The organism is Helicobacter mastomyrinus, from assembly GCF_039555295.1.
GTDB lineage: Bacteria > Campylobacterota > Campylobacteria > Campylobacterales > Helicobacteraceae > Helicobacter_C > Helicobacter_C mastomyrinus.
This window is the reverse complement of record NZ_CP145316.1, coordinates 399182-421351: the sequence shown is the minus strand read 5'-3', so window position 1 is coordinate 421351 and position 22170 is coordinate 399182. Positions and strand designations below refer to the sequence as shown.

Genomic DNA, 22170 nt, shown 5'->3' with positions numbered 1-22170 from the left:
AAAGTGCTAAAGCATATTTTTCAAACAAGTATATTTCTTTTAGCACTTTGTGTATGTGCGTGGTGGTGCATCGATAGTGATAATACCCCAAGCCCACATATTGATTTCTCAAAGCATACTTTGCATTTACCCGATACTAGCCCTTATAATGTTTATAACGACATTATATATTTTGATATTCCAAATAGTGAGGCTTCTGCTCACGCAAGTGCGATAGCAAATGTAAGCAATGTAAGCGATAAGTATTTGATGTTGCTCTATTTTGCTGGGAGTAGAGAGGGGGCTAGAGATGTGGGGATTTATCAAAGTTTTTTTACCTTTAATAAAAATAACAAAAATGTAAAAGAACAAGATTCGCAAATCGGCAAATGGAGTGAGCCTCAAAAGATTTTAGATGCGCCTTTGCTTTCAAATCTTAGTGGTAAATTTATTAAAAAGCTAGGGAATCCTGTAACCTTTGTAGATACGCAAGGGCGGACACATCTTTTTGTTGTTGGCGTGAGTATGGGCGGGTGGGCGACAAGCAAAATCTATCACCTTATGTTTAAAGATAATCTTTCTAGTTTGCAATACCTTAGAGAATTGCATTTAAGTCCATTTTTGAATTTCTCTCACCTTGTTCGCACGCCTGCTATGCTCAAAGATGATGGCGGATTTATCTTGCCAATCTACCACGAGTTAGCGCGTAAATATCCGCTTTTGCTTGATTTTAATCATCATTTAGATATAGATTCTATCTTTATCCTCCCACCGCAGAATCTCTCCCAGCTTCAGCCGAGCTTTGTCCCGCTAGATAGCCATTCAACCATAGGGGTTTATAGGAATCATAAAGTGCTAAATGATGTGATGCAAGTGATTGAGTGTGCGCCTTTGTGTAAGCATTCAAAGCCAAGCAATTTGCGCAACTATGACGCCTCATCTGTGCTATTTAATGTCCTAGATTCTACATTTTTACTGCACAATCAAAGCTCTCGCCCACAGGGCAATAAACGCGAGGAGCTATGGCTATATATGTTTGATAGGCAAAGCCAAGAGAGCGAATCTATTGACTTTATACCTCTTCTGCGCCTTGATGTGTTGCTTGATAGCGAGGTGTCTTATCCTAGTGTGGCATTAGATAGGGATTTTGCCTATATTGCTTATACGTATGGGCGCAAACATATCCGCGTGAGCTTTGTGCCAAAGAGTATGCTTAAAGCAAAGCTAAAAATAGCAAGTGAGGCTATGCAATGAATCTTGCTGTATGTGTGGCGATAAATATCGTCACTCTTTGTGGCGTGATGTATTTCTCCTGCTTTGTGAATCTAAAGCCTAGTGTGCGATATGCCTTAGTCCTTGTGTGGCTTGTGCTATTTAATATGCCATTATATGAATGGAGTATGTGCGATTATGTCTATGCACTTTTTGATGTGCCAAGCGTTATGCTTGTACTTATAAGTCTATGGTGGCTTGTAGGCTTTATGTGGCAATCTCTAAAGATTCAAAGCCATAGATATGAGAGATTGGCAAATATGAGAATCTTTCCTCCTTTTGTGCAGTGCGTATGGATTATTTTCGGTATCGTGCTTTATATGGGTTTTTTGGGCTTTTGGGGTGTGGATATTTACCATTTAGAGTTTAAAATTTTGGTTTTTATTCTTTGTATTTTGGGCGTTATTGTTTATAGCGTATCCCCATTGAGTGCGTATGGATTAATTTTCTGTATGGTGGCGTATCAATTAGAGATTTTAGGGGATATACATATTGTTTATTATTACATTGACCCTTTTTTGTGGGTAGGGTGTATTCTAGCAGTTTTAATACGCATTTGTAAGCTTTTGATTAAACATTACGGAGGAAAGAATGAAAGATAAATGGCTTGAAAAATTGCTCGTCCAATCCATTTGTTTTGCTATATTTTTATTTGTCTTGTTTTTTGTGCTAAAGCTTTGCTTTGTGCTGTATAGTGGTGTGTATCATAATGCCATAGGGGAAGTAAAGCATTTTGGAGAATATATTAATACCTTTATTAATGGTTTGCGATACGACTCTCGCAATATCGCGGCTTTTAGCATTATATATTTTCTAGTGGGTTTAGTCTTTTTTTGGAGTAATGTACGTTATTTCGTGCTATGGATTTATGCCTTTCTTGTGAGTGTTGTGAGTATTTTTATAGGCATTGCAGAGATTGTATTTTATGAGATTTTTGATGATGTATTTAATGCTAATCTTTTGGGCTTAATTTTTGATGACCAAAAGGCTATTTTCCATACGGGTATCAGTGGGCAGTATGGAATCACATTTAAGGTTATAGTATGGCTTTTGCTTAGTTTGATCTTTATGTGGGCTTATACAAAGATTTTTGGCTCGATTGCACGTGAATATGGAAACGACCCGCTAAGTTCTATCCGCTCTCGCTCTTATAGGAAAGAATCTTATCTTGTGTGTGGGGTGCTCTTTGTCATATTTGGCTTATTTATGATGATTTGTATCAATTCTGCCTTAAGCTTTAAGGGTGTGAGTTTAGACCAAGTTATCAAACCTGTTGAAAATAACTTTTTACGTAAAGCCTCGCCTGGAGCTTTAAGAGATTTATATCTTGTATATAATGGATATACAAAAATTTCTAATTCTAAATTTAGCGATTACACTACTCAAAGTCCATTAGAAGTGGTGAGGGAATACTTTGGGCTTGATTCTAAAGAGCCTTCTTATAACCTTAAAGACTTACTTGCAAAAAAGGTGAATAATACTACCGGCGGGAAAAAGATAGATTATATATTCTATATCATAGCAGAATCTTTAAGCGAGTGGCACTTTGATGAGGATTTTGATGAGATTGGTTTGACATCGGGGCTAAAGTCTTTGGTAGATGGCAATCACGGTGTGAAGATTGGCATATTTTTGGAAAATGCGGGTTCTACGATTAAAAGTATGGACGTGCATCTCACAGGGCTTTTCCAAACAGAGATTCCTGTCAATTCTATGCTTGGCACATTGCAACCTTTTATCACCGCACCCGGCGAGATTATGAAGGATTTAGGATATAAGAATAACTTTTATTATGGTGGGAGTGGCATTTGGCAGAAGCTTGACCAATACAGCTCTTCACAGGGCTTTGAAAAAATGTATTACAGCACTCACATTATTAATAATGCAAAGCTAAATGATTATTCCTCTCCTTATGAGGGGTTATGGGGGGCGTATGATCATCATCTTTTTGCATTTATAAAGGATAATGTCTTTAAAGAGCGCAACGTCCCTAGTTTCAATATGATTCTCACTACTTCTAATCACCCTCCTTATGATGTGCCTTTGGAGCAGTTTGGTGTGCCGCTTGATAGAATCGAGCAGTTCTTTGCCCATAATGCTAAGTATAAAGACAAAAGTGCGCGATTAATTGGGCATATTTGGTATGAAGATAAGGCTATCACACAATTTATCCGTGAGATTTCTCGTGTGCTACCTAATTCGCTTTTTGTCATTACAGGCGATCATTATGATAGGGAATATCCAAAACAAGGTTTGGCAATCAAAGTAAGCAATGCTGTGCCGTTTATTATCTATTCGCCTATGCTTGAGATAAAAAAGAATACCAATGTCGGCTCACATATTGATATTACGCCAAGTATAGTGGAGCTTGTTGCACCGCATAATTATACATATCATAGTTTTGGTACACCGCTTGTGAGTAATGATAATATCGCACTGAGCGAGAAAAATAGTGCATTGGGATATTTTGCCATAGCCACGGATAGGTTTATTTATAATAAGGATGGCACGATAGAGTATTTTCACGATGGCACAGCACGCAATAATGATAAACAGAGCGCACAAGCACTCTATAAAAAGCTCCAACAAGCCACAGCATTGAGCTGGTGGATTCTCAAAAATGGTTATGAAGTTAAAGAGATACCTTAAGAGTGGATAAAAATCATTGGCTACGTGAGAGTAGCGATGGGAGCTTGAGCGCGTATAATGAAGCATTTGGCGAATGCTATCATAGCTTGAGAGATGGCGCACTGAATGAAAGCCTTTATAAGCATGTTTATCCTGCATTGCAGCATATCCAATCAGTTTTTTTAGAGCTGCCACATATATTATGTGCGCTTGATATATGCTTTGGCTTAGGGTATAACAGCTTTGCTCTTATAGCGACTTTAGCACAGAGAGGCTATAAGGGTAAGCTGAGAATCTACTCTCCCGAGCAAGATAGTGCGATATTTAGCGCATTGCGTGATTTTGCATATCCGCCATTGATGAGCGCATACCACAATGAGATAGATAAGATTTTTTGCTTTTTTGCCCAAAGCCTCTGTAATGTGATAAGTATGTATGCTTTTAAAATAGAGGATATGGAATGTGAAATGTATATTTACAAGGGCGATGCGTTAGATATGTTAAATTCCCTCCCGCAAGAAGCGTTTCATATCATTTTTCAAGATGCCTTTAGTCCAAAGAAGAATCCTGCCCTATGGAGCGAAACATATTTTTGTAGTTTATATAAACTTTTGCACTCACAAGGCATTATTACTACCTATTCTCAAAGCAAGGCTATCCGCCAAAATGCTTATCGTGCAGGATTAAGGGTGTATAATTATGAGAGTGGCATTGTGCGCGGCGGCAGTGTGATGGGCAAAGATGATATTAGACTATCATCTTTAAATGGATTTATGATACAGAATAAAGATGATTTGTAAATGCAGAAATAGCAAGAATCTATTGATATCTGGAGAGGAAGCGAATACAATAAACTCATTTTTACCCCCCCCCCCTCAATTTTTGTAAAAAATAATAAAGAATCTAGATCTTTAAAGAAAGCAATATTTATTTAAAAAAAGTCAAATAAAATTTAAAAAATATAAAATTAATATTTTAAATTTAATATATCATTAATTTATTCGATAAATATATTTAGTATAATTAAAATTTAAAAATAATTTTTATGAAGAGTTTTAATACTAAAGGGTTTGTGGAAGATAAGCATAAATGGTCGGAGTAGCGGGATTCAAACCCACGACCTCACCCACCCCAAGGGTGCGCGCTAATCAGGCTGCGCTATACTCCGCCTTCTTAAAAGGGTGGTATTATAGCGAATTTTAGTAACATACTCTAGCTTTCTTTGGGAATGCAAATTGCTTTGCTTAGTTGTGTTGTGATATGAAAGCCAAGGAAAGCATTATGAAAGCATTAAATAGATATATCTTTGGGGCTATATGGATATGGCTTAGCATAACTTGTCTTTATGGGCAAAAATTAAGTGAAGTAGCTCAAATTGTAGGTATTAGAGAAAATAGTCTCGTGGGCTATGGATTAGTTATAGGGCTAAATGGCACAGGCGATAAGAGCGGCTCAAAATTCACTATGCAGAGTGTGGCCAATATGCTAGAGAGCGTGAATGTAAAGCTGTCTGCAAATGATATTAAGTCTAAAAATATTGCAGCTGTAATGGTAACAGCAAGCTTGCCTCCATTTGCAAGGCAGGGTGATAAGCTTGATATTTTAGTATCTTCTATTGGCGATGCGAAATCTATTCGTGGTGGAACACTTATTATGACCCCATTAACTGGGGTTGATGGTAATATTTATGCCCTTGCGCAAGGAAGTATTACCTCAGGTGAGGGGGCAAGCACATTATCTGGAAGCATTATAGATGGGGCGATTGTAGAACGTGAAGTAAGCTATAACCTCTATAATCAAAAAAATGCAACACTTAGTCTTAAAACATCAGATTTACAGAATGCCATTAAGATTCAGCAGGCTTTGAATAGTGTTTTTGCCGACGCGGTGGCGGTGGCTGTCGATGCACGCACTATTAGACTAAGTAAGCCTGACAACTTAAGTATGGTAGAATTTTTAGCTTTGGTTGAGGAAGTGGAGATAGATTATTCTCATAAAGAAAAAATCGTTATTGATGAGAAGTCTGGCACGATTATCGCAGGTGTGGGGATTACTATTGAGCCTGTGGTTATTACACACGGGGATATTACAATTAAGGTTTCTAATGAAATGGTTGAAGATGCCAATGCATTAGTGATTGATGATAGTGCAGTTTTAAGCCAATCCCAAGGCACAATTAGCAGTACAAATGGCACAAAGCCCACCGTTTCAAGTGTAGTGAAAGCATTACAAAAACTGGGTGCTAGCCCACGTAATGTTATACTTATACTAGAGAGTATGAAAAGATCGGGTGCATTACGAGCAGAGATTGAGGTAATGTAAAAATGAGATTTGAATATAAGATTCTAGGAGCGCAAAATGAATATTGACACATCTATGGCAATGATGAATTTTTACAATACAAAAGAAAATAGCATAGCCAAAGCACGACTTGAAGAGCAGAAGACAGACGCAGCACTTAGAGAGCAAACAGACCAATTTGAATCTATTTTGCTTAAATTTATGCTTGAAAAGGCGATTAAAAATGATGATACACTCTATCCTAAGCAGCCCGGAAGTGATATATATCATTCAATGTATATTGATCAATTAAGCCAAGAGCTAAGCGGTGGTTTTGGGTATAGCGAATTGCTTTTTAATTTTCTAAAAGAGCAACAAAATATGGAGAAAACTACTAAGAATCTTGCACATAGGGGAATAAGAAATCCGTATGGACAATCAAAATAGCTTTATTAACCCCGAGATTTTAGCACATCTTAGCAGTAGTGATAAAGGCATTTTGCTAGAGGCTTTAGATACACTTATACAAAGCACTTATGGCACGGAGCAAGAATTTAAAAAACTACAAAATGATTTTAATAGCCTTAAAGCACTCTATGAGTGGGTGCTTGAGCTTATCCCCCAAGCGATTTGCGTGATAGAATCCGATGGAAATGTGTTTTACCAAAATGTTAAAGCCAGTCAAATCGCAGATGTGTTTAAGGATATTGCGCATTTACAAGAGGGGGAGCACGAAGTGGAATATGAGGAGCAAAACTACCTTTTGCAAGTGAGTATTAAAAACGATAAAAAAGTGGTGAGTGCGACTAATATCACCAATCAAAAACGGCAGGAGCGATTAGCCTCTATGGGACAGATTTCCGCACATTTAGCACACGAAATACGCAATCCCATAGGCTCTATATCTTTGCTTACCTCAACGCTCTTAAGACGTGGTGAGCCGCAAATTGAAAGTGTTGTTTTAGAGATTAAAAAGGCGCTTTGGCGTGTGGAGCGACTGATTAATACGACTTTGCTTTGGACTAAGGGCGTCAAAGCGAATCGCGCATTATGTGCTTTGAGCGATTTAGAAAATGAGCTGCACGAAATTGTGGGGCATTATACTTATTCTAAGCCTATTAATTTTGTCTTTGATTTACAGGGAGGGGGAGAGGAGCAGATTCTCGCGGATTTTGATTTGTTAAGCATTGTGCTGCAAAATTTTCTCTCTAATGCTATTGACGCGATTGAGGAGGGCGAGTGTGAAGAGGGGCTAATCAATGTAAATTTTGCAAGCGATAATACATCTTGGTGTTTTATATTTAGCGATAATGGACAAGCCATTGCGGATAAAAATATGCTATTTGAGCCATTTAAAACTACCAAGTTAAAGGGTAATGGCTTGGGCTTGGCATTGTGTCAGCAGATTATCACCGCACATAATGGTTCTATTTCGCTTGAAGATAGTATGGAATCTAAAATTTTTTATGTAAGGATTGCTAAAAGCTAGGTCTATACTGCTATAATGCAGAGTTTATGAGATGGGTTAGCACGATTTGTTTAAGGAGACAAAATGCGTATTACAAAAATTACTCCCGCCAAATGTTTTGAATGTGAATTTGATGATATTGCCACGGATAAGTCTATTTCGCATCGTTCGGCGATGTTTGCGCTTTTGGCAGATTCTCCTTGTGAAGTGGAGGGCTACCTTATGGGTGAGGATACGCTCCATACATTGCAAATCGCACGTGAGTTAGGACTTGTGGTAGAGCAGAGCACAAATACCCTAAAGCTTATCCCGCCTCATCATATCAATGAGCCGCACAAAGTGCTTGACTGCGGTAATGCCGGGACGGGAATGCGGCTATTTGCAGGATTATTAAGCGGTGTGAAGGGGCATTTTGTGTTAAGTGGTGATGAGTATCTTAATGCACGTCCTATGAGGCGGATCGTTGAGCCTTTAAATAGCATTGGGGCGTGCATTAGAGGGAGGAATAATAATGCCTATGCACCTTTAAGCATTGTAGGAGGGCATTTACAAGCTTTTGATTATACAAGTCCTATTGCCTCTGCGCAAGTAAAAAGTGCGATGATACTTGCAGGATTGCGCTCTCAAGGGCGTTCAAGATTCTATGAGCCATTTTTAAGCCGCAATCATACGGAAAATATGCTACGCGGTATGGGTGTGCAAATACAAAGCAAGGAAAATGAAAATGGTGGGTATGAAGTGTGTTTTGAGGGGCAGCCTTATAAAAAGTTAAAATCTTTTCATATTAAAATACCTGCTGACCCATCAAGTGCGTTTTATTTTGCTGTCGCTGCGTGTGTGTTAGAATCTAAAGTAAAGCTTAAAAATGTGCTTTTAAACAAAACGCGTATTGAAGCATTTAAGATATTAGAATCTATGGGTGCGGAGGTGACCTATCATCGTCATCACTCGCTTTATGAGGAGGTGGGCGATATTGAAGTATATGGTAAAAGCCTAAGGGCGATTGAGGTAACTGATAATATCGCTTGGCTTATTGATGAGATTCCGGCTTTAAGTATTTGTTTTGCAGTCGCAAAAGGCACATCACGCGTTTGCAATGCTAAAGAATTGCGCGTTAAAGAGAGTGATAGAATCCGTGCGGTTGTGAGCAATCTACGCAGTATGGGGATTGTATGTGATGAGTTTGAAGATGGATTTAGCGTATGCGGAGGAGAGTTAAAAAGGGCTAGGGTATCATCTTTTGGCGACCATCGTATTGCTATGAGCTTTGCTATCGCACAGCTTGTGTGCGGGGGAGAGATAGCAGATAGTGCTTGTATTGATGTGTCTTTCCCGCAATTCCTTGCATATTTATCGCATATTACATCTGTGGAGAATGCAAATGAGGGTTAAACTTGCAGAGAAATATGGCTTTTGCTTTGGAGTGAAAAGGGCTATTCATATTGCCGAGGGTAATCGTAATGCCACAACTTTTGGCCCGCTTATACATAATGTAAAGGAAATTGAGCGACTGCAAAGGGACTTTGGCGTGAGTTTAAGCGAGACTTTGCAGCAAGCTCAAGATTCTCAAAGTGTGATTGTGCGCACACACGGGATTACAAAAGGGGATTTGGAATCTTTACGAGAGCGTAAGACAAAGATCATAGATGCTACTTGCCCTTTTGTAACCAAGCCGCAAAATATTGTAGAGAAAATGTCTAAAGAGGGCTATCAAATCATTATTTTTGGCGATAAGGATCACCCCGAAGTGAAGGGGGTGGCGAGCTATGGTGAAAATGTGGTGATTGTGGCAAGTGTTGAAGAAATAACCAAATGCAAGTTGCGAAAGAAGATAGCGCTTGTTTCTCAAACGACCAAACAGCCCGAACAATTTGGCAAAATTGCTGCATTCCTTGCCTCAAGGGTTAATGAGCTGCGCGTGTTTAATACTATTTGCAACGCCACATTTGAGAATCAAAGGGCAGCCCTTGAATTAAGCCAAGAGGTGGATATAATGATTATCGTAGGGGGAAAAAACTCTTCAAATACCAAGCAGCTTTTAAAGATTGCCCAAACGCACTGCAATGATAGTTATTTAGTGGAAGATAAAAATGAATTACAAAAGCAATGGTTTAGGGATAAAAAGTTATGTGGGATTACAGCGGGAGCTTCTACTCCCGATTGGATTATAGAGGGTGTGAAGGCAGAAATAGAACAAATTTAGGAGATTTTTATGTATGTATGTTGTTCTTTAAGCTATGGCAAGGTTTGCTTTGCTAGAATCTTAAGAATTTAATCTTAATACATAAAGGGTATTGATGTTAGTCAATTTAGATCATGATGACTTTTTAAATGATGAAGAAGATTTTGCAAGTTTGTTAGAAGCAAGTGAGAAAAAGGCTGCCACAGGCGCGATTCAAACGGGCGAAATCGTAGAAATCAATGATGAATATGCAATGGTAGCTATTGCAAATGAAAAAAGCGAAGCAAAATTAAAAGTATCTGAAATTACTGATGAAAAAGGCAATGTGCTATTTAACAAGAATGATAAGATTGAAGTATTTGTAACATATGGTCGAGGAGGACCAAGTGCGTCATATACAAAAGCACAAAAGATGAAAAAAATTGTTGAGAAAATTGCGCAGTTAGCAGATGACTATCAAGATAAAATCATAGAAGCAAAGGTGATTAAAAGAAATAAAGGCGGCTATGTAATGGAGTATGATGGCGTAGATATATTCTTGCCACGTAGAGATTCTGCAATACGTGAAGATGACAAGGCTATGGGTAGAATCTACAAGGTAGTCATTGTTAATATTGATAAGGAAAATAACTCAATCATCGTATCGCGCAAACGATTCTTTGAGATTGATGATAAGCAACGTAAAGCATTAAGTGGCAAGTTTTTACAAAATGATGAGGCACAAACAGGTCTTATAAAGAAAATAGCACCTTTTGGAATCTTTGTCGATGTGGGTGGTGTAGAAGGACTTGTGCATTATACAGAGCTTAGCCATAAAGGACCTATTAATCCAGCCAAGAAATTTAAAGAGGGCGATGAGGTGATGGTAAAAGTGCTAGGATATGATGAGAAAAAGCGCAGACTTTCTCTTTCTATGAAAGCACTTGGCGATGACCCGTGGGCAGAGATTGAAAAAGAGCTTGAAGTAGGCTATGCTATTAAAGTAAGTGTAAGCAATATTGAGCCTTATGGGGCTTTTGTAGATTTGGGCAATGATATTGAGGGATTCTTACATATTTCAGAAATCTCTTGGGATAAAAATATCAAGCACCCCTCACATTATTTGAGCGTAGGGCAGGAGATTGATGTAGAGATTATAGAGATTGATACACGGAATAAAAAATTGCGTGTATCATTAAAAAAGTTGCTTGACAAACCATTTGCGCATTTTGCTAAAACACATCAAGTTGGTAGTGTTGTTAGGGGTAAGATAGCTACTTTAACAGATTTTGGAGCATTTGTGAATCTTGGCGGGGTTGATGGACTACTCCATAATGAAGATGCGTATTGGAATAAAAATCTTAAATGTAAAGATGGTTTTAAAATAGGTGATGAAATAGAGGTAAAAATCATCAAAGTTGATAGAGAAAACGAACGAATTTCTCTATCACACAAAGTGCTTAAGCAATCTCCTGCAAAAGAATTTGCAAAAATGCATAAAGTTGATGATGTGGTGCATAGCAAGGTGATAGATATAAAAGATTTTGGCATTTTTGTTAAAATCGATGAGATGGAGGCACTTATTCGCAATGAAGATGTTTATCCACTCAAAAAAGAAGAAATAAAAGTAGGTGATGACATTGAATGCGTGATAGCTCATATCGATGAGGAAAACAATAAGATAAGAGCTTCTATTAGGAGGCTAGAGCGCCAAAAGGAAAAAGAAACTCTTAAATCTTTTAATACTGAAGAAAAAATGACGCTTGGTGATAAGCTTAAAAATCGCTTATAGGAGAATATTAATAAATAATGAAAAAGCTCATATTTCTTGCAGGGCTTTTGGTAGTGATAGGTGGAGCAATTTATGGTGTGATTTATATGGATAGAATATCAAATGCACCTCCATTCCATATTCAGCCTATGGAGATTCCCCAAATCAATGGGGCGGTAGAGCATAAAGAGGAAACTTGGCTCAGCTTTGTCCCTGATAGCAATGAGTTACCCTATGCTTATCCAGCAACAGAGCTTAGTGTGCAATTTGACTTTCTCACTGAAGATTCTAAGCCCATAGCTCCATCAACTATTAGTATTGATGGGCTTGATGAATATAAGTTTGCCTGTGTGAAACAGGTCTTAGCACAAAATAATATTGAAACAGCATATTACAGGTTAGGTGATGTGTTAAAGCTTATGGTATTTGTTGATGATGAGGCAATGTATGAGAAGCTTTTAGCAGATTTGAAATATTATCGTTTGCAATTTAGTGTGCAATAAATTACAAAAAGGAGAAGATATGAAATACAAAGTCATCGTATGCGACCACATTCATCAAAGCGGCTTAGACTTGCTTAGAGCGCAAAATGATATAGAAATGGAGAATCTCGCTTCCTTACCTAAAGATGAATTGCTTAGTAAAATCGCTAATGCCGATGTGGTGATTACGCGAAGCTCGACCAATGTCGATGAGAGATTCTTAGAATCTTCAGGCCAAATACGTGCGGTAGTGCGTGCAGGCGTGGGCGTAGATAATGTCGATATTGATGGCTGCTCTCGCAAGGGTATTGTAGTGATGAATGTCCCCACAGCCAATACTATTGCCGCAGTTGAGCTTACAATGGCACATCTTATCAATGCCGTGCGGAATTTCCCCAGTGCAAATGCACAACTCAAAAATGAGCGTAAATGGAAACGTGAAGATTGGTATGGCATTGAGCTAAAGGGTAAAAAGCTTGGTATTATTGGCTTTGGTAATATCGGCTCACGCGTGGGAATCCGCGCTAAAGCTTTTGAAATGGACGTATTAGTCTATGACCCTTATATCCTGCCATCTAAGGCGACAGATTTAGAAATCGCCTACACAAGCAATTTTGATGAGATTCTCTCTTGCGATATTATTACGATTCACACGCCTAAAAACACTGAAACAAAGGATATGATTACCGCTAAAGAGATTGCTAAAATGAAAGATGGCGTGATACTTATTAACTGCGCACGTGGGGGTTTGTATAATGAAAAAGACTTATATGATGGGCTTCAAAGTGGCAAAATCAAGTGGGCAGGGATTGATGTGTTTAATAAAGAGCCAGCTATTGATGATGCGCTGCTTGATTTGCCAAATGTCTATGTAACGCCGCACATCGGGGCAAATACATTAGAATCTCAAGAGCAAATCGCCATTCAAGCTGCGCAGGCGGCTATCGAGGCTGCTCGTGGCTCAAGCTATGCTAACGCCCTCAATCTCCCCGTGAAAGAATCCGAATTGCCAAGTGTGGTAAAGCCTTATCTTGAATTAATGCAAAAACTAGGATTTTTGGCTGTACAGGCAAATAAGGGCGTGATTACCTCCATTCATATAGAAGCGCAAGGCGAGATTGGCGCTTATGTGGATTCTCTTAAAACTTTTGCGCTTGTGGGTGCGCTCAATGCGAGTTTGGGCGATAAGATTAATTATGTAAATGCACCTTTTGTCGCTAAAGAGCGAGGCATAGAGGTGAAAACTTCCATAAAGCAAGTAAGTGATACCTATAAGAATCATATCCATATCACTTTAAGCACACAAAATGAGAGTATTAGCTTAAGTGGGACGGTTTTTGAAGATAGACATCTGCGCCTTACTTCGATAAATCATTTTCAATTTGATATTGAGCCAAAGGGTAGAATCATATTCTTTAGAAATACCGATGTGCCGGGTGTGATTGGGCTTGTGGGTAGCACATTAGGGAATCATCAAGTGAATATTGCTGATTTTCGTCTCGCACGTCAAAATAAAGAAGCAATGGCGGTTATACTTGTAGATTCACAACTACCTGAAGTAGCTATCAAGCAGCTTGAGGAAATCCCCGCGTGCTTGAGTGTTAAGGTGCTTAATATATAATCTAGTTGGGCTATGTTCTCGTATTATGACTTAGCCTTTTATTTCTTTTCTTATAAGTAATGTGCCGTTAATGTTTACAATCATTTGAGTGAATGAAACCAGATTAGCATATTGTGTATCTTTGCATTGTGCGGATTTTGTTTTATAGAGAGTGATATGCCTTTTTTCAAATAGTTTTCTAGGCATTGTGTTTTTATCTGCTTTGCAAAATTTACATTGCAAAGCAAGAAGTTTTTATCACATCTCATTTATTTTAAAAGTTATTGTTGAAAAAGCGATGCACTTTGCGCATTTTGTGTTTTGCTCCCTTGTCCCCCCCCCCAAAAAAACAAATCATCCAAGGAATGGCTCTATTTGCAATCAAAGGCTTTGACTTAGATAGAATGTAAAGTTCTTTCTATCGCGTAATGAATCTTCTGTATCTTTGGTATTTGAAGCAGTGTGCATAAACGCTTTTGCCTTTTGGCTAGATCCTAATTTTGTATTTAGTCGATTTTGCTTTTTGTATTGTGTTTCATTGTTTGTCTTTATGAGGTTATCTATCGCCTTGCTACAGCTAACTCTCTTACACTGCCTTGTGCCTTTTTTGGCAATAATCCTTGAGATAAAAATTGATGTATTTCTCTTATGCTGTGCTTTGTAATGATAAGCTTTTCTTGCAGGATATAATCAAGGGCGGATTTGATGTTGAGTAGCATTTGATCATCTACACTCTTTGAGCTTATTGGGAGGTGTGTTTCAAATAATGTCTCCGCCTCTCCTCTTGTATAGATATTCCCTCGATAATAGCGGAAGTATAGACAAAATCAAAGCATAACTTATAGGCAATGGATTTATGATTTCCTATATTTGTAATCAACTCGTTTAAGTTTATATCTGCACCTATGTCTAGTAAATTATCGCTTTAGACTTTGCTTAAAAAGCTTGTTTTGTCTAAAAATCGGGATTGTATCCAATCATTTTTATCCTTAAATTGTCAATTTGTAAAGCTTTTGCCTCTATTCTATTTCGACATTATATTCATTATCTCATTTGTAAAATTTTGAAACTCTATGTGTGCTTTTGGTATCGATTCATTGATACTTAACACTGCGTTTATGGTTCCCTTATATGAGATTCTATCATAAAGAATACTCTCAGGCAAATACAAGCATTATAGGCTTCTTGTAGTTCTCTAAGTAAAAAGGATGGGGACTAACTTGTTCATCAAAACACAGATTCTAGGTTCTATTCCGCTTTATAATCCAAGCATAAGCAAAAGGCTCATTACAACTTTGTGTTTCATTGTTTCTCTTTAAATGATTTTGTTTTGTCTTTGAGGCTAAAAGCTATTGCATTAGCAAAAAATGTAATATTGCTATTCTAAGCTACATTGAGGTGATACTGATGTAACATTTTCATAAAGTTTCTCTAGTTTATTATGCCTTTGCTACTGCAGCTAAAGCATCGCATTCGCACGAAGTGCTAATCCACACTTGCAAAAGGTCTTACACACTTAAGGCAAAGCCTCTCGTGTGCGCTTAAAGGATACATTTATAACCGCACTTCATTTGGTTATCAAGTGAGATTCTAAGGTTAGAATCTCTATTCTTACCTGCTTTTTTGCTGTAAGGTGTGTGCTTGTTATAGCATTTTTGAGATTATCTAAGCCCTTAAAATGATTATGTTTTAGTGTATCCCTTGCGCTCTTAGCTTGAAGCATTTGCTTTTCATACTTGTGCATAGCGCCATAGATAGAAAAATGCAGATTGTTTGCTTTAAACTTAGATTCCACATCTTGCATAATGCGTTGCAATCCTAAAAAGACATTATTACTTAGTTTAATCTCTTTATGCTTATAAGTAATATTGTTTGCATAATTTAAAGTTTGTGTAGTGGCTAAAAATATTTAACTTTAGCAAAAAAATTAAAATACAATATGTAGTTTAATTTTTTTTGCTAAAATTTTACGCAAAATTTAAATTACAAGGTGAGTTTATGAAAAATTCGTTTCTTTTCACTTCGGAATCTGTTACAGAAGGACACCCTGATAAAATGGCTGACCAAATTAGTGATGCGGTGCTTGATTACATTATCGAGCGCGATAAAAAGGCGCGTGTAGCGTGTGAAACGCTTGTAAGCAATGGCTTTTGCGTGATTGCAGGGGAGTTAAAGACACATATCTACGCACCTATGCAAGATATCGCGCGTAAAGTTGTGCAAGAAATCGGCTACACAGACGCACTCTATGGCTTTGATTATCGTTCCGCTGCTGTGCTAAATGGTATTGGAGAGCAAAGCCCCGATATTAATCAGGGCGTAGATAGAGAGGATGGTGAGATAGGAGCGGGCGACCAAGGGCTGATGTTTGGCTATGCGTGTAAGGAAACACCCTCTCTTATGCCTCTGCCTATTTGGCTCTCTCATCGTCTCACAGAGGGTTTGGCCGCGAAAAGAAAGGATGGTACATTGCCATTTTTGCGCCCTGATGGGAAGTCGCAAGTTACTGTGCGCTATGAAAATGGTGCGCCTGTGGCGATTGATACGATTGTGATTTCTACTCAGCATAGCCCAGAGACACAGCAAACGTATTTAAAAGACGCTGTGATTGAAGAAATCGTGCAAAAAGTGTTGCCTAAACAATATTTAAATGATAATATCCGCTATTTTGTCAATCCCACAGGGAAGTTTGTTATAGGCGGACCTCAAGGCGATGCAGGGCTTACAGGACGCAAAATCATCGTAGATACGTATGGGGGTAGTTGTCCTCACGGCGGCGGGGCATTTAGCGGGAAAGACCCAAGCAAAGTCGATAGAAGCGCAGCGTATGCAGCACGTTATGTAGCAAAGAATCTTGTGGCAAGTGGTGTATGTGATAAAGCCACCGTGCAAGTAGCCTATGCTATCGGCGTGGTAGAGCCTGTTTCAATCTTGGTAGAAACGCACGGGACAGGTAAAGTCGAAGATTCTAAACTCACAGAATGCGTGAAGCATATATTCCGCTTGACACCTAAGGGTATTATAGAATCTTTAGATTTATTGCGCCCTATTTATCGTCAAACGGCGGCTTATGGGCATTTTGGACGTGAATTGCCTGATTTTAGTTGGGAAAAAACCGATAAGGTAGCAGCGATTAGAGATTTTTGCGGTGTGAAGTAGCTTAGAATCTATAAAGATTCTTAAACTCGCCATTAAACCTTTGAAGTCATAAGAATATTTTATGCAAGAATTATCTAAAACTTACCTTGATGATGTGGCGGGGATTTTACCTCGCCGATATGGGCTCAAGGTGGGTAAAAGCTTTCTCTATGGCGCACCAAGTGTAGGGAAGAGTGCTATCGCGCTTTTACATAGTAAGGCATACAAAAAATGCCTTTATATTAATTGTGTGGATTGTCGCACTGATATAGAATCTGCCAATAAGCTCATTCTTAAATCCTATCTTGAGCGCACTATTGAGCTTTTAATCGTGGATAATTATACACCGCATATTTCTCTGCCCAATCTCCCACATATCATTCTTATTGCCTCTTCTCCTGCACATTGCCCGGAGGGTTTTGTGCCTAAACACATACGTGCTTTAAGCTTTGAGGAATATGTGAGTTTTGATAATAAAAATTTCTCTATTCAACATCTTTTTAATAGCTTTCTTAAAGATGGGAATCTTGTGCAAATCTTATCGCTTTCTCCTAGTCATAAAATCCCACGCAAACAGGAGATTCTTAAACTTGCCTTGCAAAATGATTTTCACCTTTTTAGTGCATTACTGCATTTTCAAGCCCAAAAGCTAAGTATTCACCATATCTACATCATATTGAAAAAAACGCATAAAATTTCAAAAGATAGAATCTACCCGCTTTTGCACTCACTTGAAGAGCGAGGTATGATTTATCTCGTGCCACATAGTAAACAAAAGCATAAAAAGCTCTATTTCTATGATTTTACTTTGCCCTTATGCGTGAGTAACCATAAGCATCTTCAAGCCATACTAGAAAATATGCTACTTTTAGAGATTTTGAACTTTTGTGAGCGATATGGCGTGAGTGAGGCGGTGAGCTATGGCGATATGGGGGAGTTTATATGCGATCTTGGGGTGTTTATATTCCTCCCATTTGCCACACGTGAGAGTATAGAATCTAAACTCGCACATTTTCGCACGAGCTACCCACGCATTTATGTGATTACCTTTGATTTTGAGGGTAGGGGTAGAGTGTCGCTTCGGGGGTTAGAATCTATGCAGTGGGAGGCGATGAGCTTTATTAACTTCGCCCTTGAATTTAGTGTGTGAGTAGGTGCCTTAAAAAGGCGAGGATTGTAACGCACTTTGGCATTTTTTGAGGCTACTCAAAGCTTGAATCCTGCATATCAAAAATGCGCCATCGTATGCTGTAATCAAAAAGTTCTTTGTATTCTTGCGCAAATTGCTTTTTCTTTTCATTAAGGATAAAACTTTCATTAGTGGATAAAAGTCCAAAACTTTGTGCAGAATCTGCCCACTTATAGCCTACTTCGGTAGGGATAGGATAAATCCCATCTTTATCAATCCACACAAGCTGATTGAAACCAAAGGCATATCGCTCATCATCATCTTTGCTTAAGATATTGCGTCCTCCTATACTAATGTAAGTCGTATGAGGCAAACTTAAATCATAAAGTGTGGGCAATATATCCTTATGTGAGCCTACACGTGAAGAGTCGTAATGTATTTGGGAGGTAACGTGGTGGCACATACATATAGAGAGGGACAGCATAGTAGAGGGCTTTATCCGTGCTTGTATTGCTATTAAAGTCTCTTAGGCGATGGTCGCCACTTGCTGCTACAATGGTATTTTGAGCAAGAGGAGAGGCTTTTAGCATATTCATAAAATACCCAAAAGTGTCATTAGCATATTGATAGAGTAAGGCGGCAGTTTTCATTCTCTCTTGGGATTCATAAGTACGGAGGGAGAGAAGCGTATCCGGAAGTGTTATAGGCTTTGGCACATAAGTGCGTGGGAGGTGGAAAGGTGGGTGATTGCTCGTAGTAAGCATAGCAATAAAAGTAGGTTTTGTAGCATTATTTAGAATCTCTAAGGCAAGTTTATAGATATACTCATCGCTCACACCATATGCGCTTTTATCTGCCTTACTTTGTGGAAAATGCTTCATAAGATAGGTCGCATCATAGATATGATGCGCTCCTTGCAGTGAGATAAACGCCCCAAAACCCTGCCACGAGGCATAACCTGATGTGATATATATAACTTCGTATCCTGCATTAGCATAGAGCTTAAAGGGATTAAGCGCAAGGGCTGTAGTTTTGTATTTGCCTAATGCAATTTGTGCTGTGGGGCTATCAAAAAAGAGAGCGGCAAATGAGCCAGCCGTGCCATTAGCCCCACTTAAAAAGCGATAAAAGACAAAATCCTCTTCAAAATGCTGCCTTAAGGCTCCTAGCAAATCATTATTTTCCTTATCATCATAGATAAGTAAGTTTGTGCCAAAACTCTCCATAAGATTAGGCACCATATGGGGAGGATTATCGCGCACAATAGCAGAATCTGCGCTTACACGCAGTAATGGAAAAAGTTTTTGTTGTAAGGATTCTCCTTGGGTAAGTGAGGGTGGTGTGAAGGTTGAATCTTGTTCGTAGTTGCTCATAGCCCAAGCAAACGCCATAAGTGGATTTGCCGCTAAGTGATTGAAAATAGGTAAGGGAGAGATAGAGTAATTATCTTCTTTAAGAGGAAACGTCCCTAGTGAACCACGAGCTGCAATAACAAGCAAGATAATCAATAAAAGCTGTCCGCTCATTTGACGTATAATATAAAAACGATGAGGGGTAATTCTAAGTATATTCTTGAGATATATTTTGTATGGAATCTTATAGAGATAGGAGCAGAAGATTCCAAAAATCAAAGCGCATATAATGCCTATCACAAGCGGGTAATCCTGCCACATAATAGAGAGGATAGCAAGGGTATCATCATCTTTTAACACAAAAATAAAAACATCGATTTTGTTCCCATAAGTGCGAAAATAGTAGAAATTCACAATCGCAGCAACCATAAAGGTAAAGCCACATAAAAAGGTATAATATGCGGGAATGTATGCAAGAAGTTTAAGGTAAATATTACAAGGGTATCTTACCCCCCCCCCCTAATATCACTTAATCGCCTTAAAAGATATGAAAATAAATAAGCGATGTATGATATAGCCATAAAAATAAGCATAGTAATACCAATAGAGCGCATATCAAGTTTTGCACCCACAAGCCACATTGCGCTAAAATCGCTGAAGTGTTCCTGCCATAAAGAGGAGGGCAGATAGTGTGCTACCATCACACCACGAGCAATAGCACAGCATAAAAACAGCGCAACACTCAGTAAAAGCACTTGATATATTAAAACTCTCAAATAAAGCATATAGAAAATCCTTGAAGCTAAAAATGTAATCGCATAATTGTAACAAAAGATTTTGTAAAAACAAAGTTTGATTTTAGACAGGACTAGATATAAAAAGAGATTGAAGCTAAGTGGCTCCGGATGCAGGATTCGAACCTGCGACCAAGTGGTTAACAGCCACCTACTCTACCGCTGAGCTAATCCGGAATATTTTAAAGCCTGAGATTATATATAATTTTTATGCCCTTGTCAAGAATAAGCATTAATGCCGTGTTTGCAAGAGGGAGGCTATCAACGCTTAAAGGCAGTTTTAGTTATATAAATATTGACTTTACATCGTTTTTACTTTGTTCTTTGCGCAATTTTACATCACTTTCTTACACTGCAATGTGTTGAAAGCGACAAAATGTTCTTAAGGAGAAAAAATGAAAAAAATAGGTTTTGTTTTGATACTTACAACGAGTGCTTTTGCTGTCGATGAAGTAAAAAGCTGGTTTGAGGGGATACAATTCAAAGGCTTTGCTTTTGCAAGATATTCTGGTGTAAATGGAGCAAATGGGTATGGCGATCGATACCACTATCGCTTTAAAATTGACGCAAAAAGTGAAGAAATCAATGGATATTCCCTCACCGCTGGGCTATATCTCAATCAAGGCTCAAGCACACCCCAAAGACCCGAGCATAACACACATGGAGACGTGCAGGGCAGTCAGGCTATTGCCGCACATAATCAATTCCCCGATAGATTCGCAGTTGCACAACTTTATGCGAGTAAAAATATCACCACAGATTCTATGAAATTTTCCGCAGATGTAGGGAGAATGAATCTCATCACATCATTTACAGAAAAGGCTACCGATGTGGGCTTAGGAGCTAGAGGGAGCTTCAAGTTCTCTAGCGTAGAGTTTGGCATTGCTTTTTATGATAGCTGGGCTACGAATAACTTTGCTTACGCATTTAATGCGATGAAGAATAAGCCTTTAGTTGGTTCTGCCCCTGCGAGTGCCTCTTGGGGAATGGGGAATAATCTCACAATTGTGAATCTTAAAACCCCAAAAAACAATAAGATTGCTGACTTACTCAGCGTAGATGTAAGTATAGGGAATGCCATAGGGCTTTTTGATGTGCTAGCCTTTGGAGAATTAAGATTTGATTGGGATAAAGTGTATCTCTTAGTGCAAGGGGCAGGAGCAAAGATGAATAATACTCCCTATTGGCAGATAGGGCAAACAGGCTCAACAAATGCTCCTATCAGCATAAGTACTTGGGAGAATACGAACACTTTTCCTACTTATAGCGGATTTGATAATAGTAATTTTGCAAAAAATCGAGGAATATATAATATCCAGCTAGGCGCAAAGTTTGGAGGCTTTAGTGCAAGACTAGGCTATCTAGGAAGCTTTGGTGATGGCTATGGAGTGCTTTTAGCCTCTAAGGCAGGGCTTAATATCGCAGGCAAAACTTGGAATAACAATCTTAACTCTTCAAGCGAAGGCTTTAGTGTGTTAGGCTCTGGCGGAAGAGAGGGGACAAGCATTATGGTGGGCTATGCAGCCGCAGAATTAAAGGTTACAGAGCCTTTAAAAATAGGATTTGATTTAAGTTATGTAGCTGGGGATAACAATTATGCTTATCTTGGTGTAGCACGAGCCCCTGATTTAACTACAAATGCTAAGGGTATTAAATTCTTTGAATTAGCCCCATCTTTAAGCTATGCGTTTAATAAGAAACTTAAGGCTAATCTCTTCTATGCACAATATTTAGGTGATGTTACTTATGGGAAGACAAGGGCAGAAATCCGCTTTGATTTTTAATCGTTTTCTTATTTGATGTGTGAGTGAGGCATATCCTCTATTAACATAAAATATTCTTTTTAAACAGTCCTTACTATCTATGCCCTTGCTATCAAGGCTAAAGCCCTCGCAAAAGTCTTGCACGCTTAAGGCAAAGCCTCTCGTGTGCGCCATGCAGTCCTTTTGCAAAAAAAGGACAAATCTCGCAGTAGCGAAGCTACGAGGACAAAAGGATACACTTATGACTGCTTACGCATTCATCAAGTTAGTTTTTAAGGTAGAGATTCTCTAGTCTAAAACAGGCACTTAAAAACAATATGATTATTTTTGGTGTCAAATTATATATAAATATA

Annotated in this window: 20 protein-coding genes and 2 tRNA genes; 15 read left to right on the top strand and 7 right to left on the bottom strand. The window is 38.5% G+C overall.

The window, feature by feature from the left end; all coding sequences use genetic code 11:
- Window positions 1-3 precede the first annotated feature (3 nt).
- The 4 genes from V3I05_RS02090 to V3I05_RS02075 are packed head-to-tail and all read left to right on the top strand — an operon-like array spanning window position 4 to window position 4679.
- A complete protein-coding gene (locus V3I05_RS02090; protein WP_343353858.1) occupies window positions 4-1233 on the top strand; it encodes a sialidase family protein in 1230 nt (409 codons plus the stop codon).
- Window positions 1230-1853 (top strand): hypothetical protein, encoded by a 624-nt coding sequence (locus V3I05_RS02085; RefSeq protein ID WP_295700020.1) that lies wholly within the window; start codon window positions 1230-1232, stop codon window positions 1851-1853. Before V3I05_RS02090 ends, V3I05_RS02085 begins: the two co-directional genes overlap by 4 nt.
- Window positions 1843-3900, top strand: a complete 2058-nt coding sequence (locus tag V3I05_RS02080; RefSeq protein WP_300446776.1) for an LTA synthase family protein — start codon at window positions 1843-1845, stop codon at window positions 3898-3900. The genes V3I05_RS02085 and V3I05_RS02080 overlap by 11 nt, the downstream gene beginning before the upstream one ends.
- Window positions 3901-3902: 2 nt before the next feature.
- A complete protein-coding gene (locus V3I05_RS02075; RefSeq protein ID WP_343353857.1) occupies window positions 3903-4679 on the top strand; it encodes an MnmC family methyltransferase in 777 nt (258 codons plus the stop codon).
- A gap of 290 nt (window positions 4680-4969) precedes the next feature.
- Here the strand turns inward: V3I05_RS02075 and V3I05_RS02070 are convergent.
- A tRNA-Pro gene (locus V3I05_RS02070) sits at window positions 4970-5047 on the bottom strand.
- A 113-nt stretch (window positions 5048-5160) separates the two neighbouring features.
- On the opposite strand from V3I05_RS02070, the gene V3I05_RS02065 reads away from it, so the two are divergent.
- From V3I05_RS02065 to serA, 8 genes are all read left to right on the top strand, one after another.
- A complete protein-coding gene (locus V3I05_RS02065) occupies window positions 5161-6201 on the top strand; it encodes a flagellar basal body P-ring protein FlgI (protein WP_300733228.1) in 1041 nt (346 codons plus the stop codon).
- A gap of 36 nt (window positions 6202-6237) precedes the next feature.
- Window positions 6238-6606: a rod-binding protein gene (locus V3I05_RS02060; RefSeq protein WP_300446773.1), complete on the top strand. Its 369-nt coding sequence runs from the start codon at window positions 6238-6240 to the stop codon at window positions 6604-6606.
- A complete protein-coding gene (locus tag V3I05_RS02055) occupies window positions 6590-7648 on the top strand; it encodes a sensor histidine kinase (protein WP_300446772.1) in 1059 nt (352 codons plus the stop codon). The genes V3I05_RS02060 and V3I05_RS02055 overlap by 17 nt, the downstream gene beginning before the upstream one ends.
- Window positions 7649-7711: 63 nt before the next feature.
- A complete protein-coding gene (gene aroA / locus V3I05_RS02050) occupies window positions 7712-9019 on the top strand; it encodes a 3-phosphoshikimate 1-carboxyvinyltransferase (protein WP_295700034.1) in 1308 nt (435 codons plus the stop codon).
- Complete coding sequence (locus V3I05_RS02045) at window positions 9009-9830, top strand: 4-hydroxy-3-methylbut-2-enyl diphosphate reductase (protein WP_295700036.1); 822 nt, start codon at window positions 9009-9011, stop codon at window positions 9828-9830. The genes aroA and V3I05_RS02045 overlap by 11 nt, the downstream gene beginning before the upstream one ends.
- A gap of 94 nt (window positions 9831-9924) precedes the next feature.
- Window positions 9925-11580 carry a 30S ribosomal protein S1 gene (locus tag V3I05_RS02040; protein WP_300450919.1) on the top strand — a complete coding sequence of 552 codons (1656 nt, stop codon included), beginning with the start codon at window positions 9925-9927 and terminating at the stop codon, window positions 11578-11580.
- Window positions 11581-11597: 17 nt separating this feature from the next.
- Window positions 11598-12062 (top strand): hypothetical protein, encoded by a 465-nt coding sequence (locus V3I05_RS02035; RefSeq protein WP_300446770.1) that lies wholly within the window; start codon window positions 11598-11600, stop codon window positions 12060-12062.
- A 19-nt stretch (window positions 12063-12081) separates the two neighbouring features.
- Complete coding sequence (gene serA, locus V3I05_RS02030) at window positions 12082-13662, top strand: phosphoglycerate dehydrogenase (protein WP_300450922.1); 1581 nt, start codon at window positions 12082-12084, stop codon at window positions 13660-13662.
- A 539-nt stretch (window positions 13663-14201) separates the two neighbouring features.
- Here the strand turns inward: serA and V3I05_RS02025 are convergent.
- Together V3I05_RS02025 and V3I05_RS02020 are read right to left on the bottom strand one after the other, a co-directional pair.
- Complete coding sequence (locus tag V3I05_RS02025; protein WP_295700046.1) at window positions 14202-14360, bottom strand: hypothetical protein; 159 nt, start codon at window positions 14358-14360, stop codon at window positions 14202-14204.
- Between the two features lie 848 nt (window positions 14361-15208).
- On the bottom strand, window positions 15209-15445 hold the full coding sequence (locus V3I05_RS02020) for a hypothetical protein (RefSeq protein WP_295700049.1): 237 nt from the start codon (window positions 15443-15445) through the stop codon (window positions 15209-15211).
- Window positions 15446-15639: 194 nt separating this feature from the next.
- Between V3I05_RS02020 and metK the strand changes: the two genes are divergently transcribed.
- On the top strand, window positions 15640-16800 hold the full coding sequence (gene metK / locus V3I05_RS02015) for a methionine adenosyltransferase (RefSeq protein ID WP_295700050.1): 1161 nt from the start codon (window positions 15640-15642) through the stop codon (window positions 16798-16800).
- A 61-nt stretch (window positions 16801-16861) separates the two neighbouring features.
- Window positions 16862-17929: an ATP-binding protein gene (locus tag V3I05_RS02010; RefSeq protein ID WP_343353853.1), complete on the top strand. Its 1068-nt coding sequence runs from the start codon at window positions 16862-16864 to the stop codon at window positions 17927-17929.
- Between the two features lie 52 nt (window positions 17930-17981).
- Here the strand turns inward: V3I05_RS02010 and V3I05_RS02005 are convergent, their stop codons facing one another.
- The 4 genes from V3I05_RS02005 to V3I05_RS01990 form a co-directional block, all read right to left on the bottom strand.
- Window positions 17982-18305: a hypothetical protein gene (locus tag V3I05_RS02005; RefSeq protein WP_343353851.1), complete on the bottom strand. Its 324-nt coding sequence runs from the start codon at window positions 18303-18305 to the stop codon at window positions 17982-17984.
- A gap of 7 nt (window positions 18306-18312) precedes the next feature.
- Window positions 18313-19689, bottom strand: a complete 1377-nt coding sequence (locus V3I05_RS02000; RefSeq protein ID WP_343353849.1) for an LTA synthase family protein — start codon at window positions 19687-19689, stop codon at window positions 18313-18315.
- Window positions 19690-19766: 77 nt separating this feature from the next.
- Window positions 19767-20045, bottom strand: a complete 279-nt coding sequence (locus V3I05_RS01995; RefSeq protein ID WP_300451434.1) for a hypothetical protein — start codon at window positions 20043-20045, stop codon at window positions 19767-19769.
- Between the two features lie 111 nt (window positions 20046-20156).
- Window positions 20157-20231 (bottom strand) — tRNA-Asn (locus tag V3I05_RS01990).
- A gap of 218 nt (window positions 20232-20449) precedes the next feature.
- On the opposite strand from V3I05_RS01990, the gene V3I05_RS01985 reads away from it, so the two are divergent.
- Window positions 20450-21838, top strand: coding sequence for a hypothetical protein (locus V3I05_RS01985; RefSeq protein ID WP_343353847.1), 1389 nt, complete (start codon window positions 20450-20452; stop codon window positions 21836-21838).
- Window positions 21839-22170: the final 332 nt, after the last annotated feature.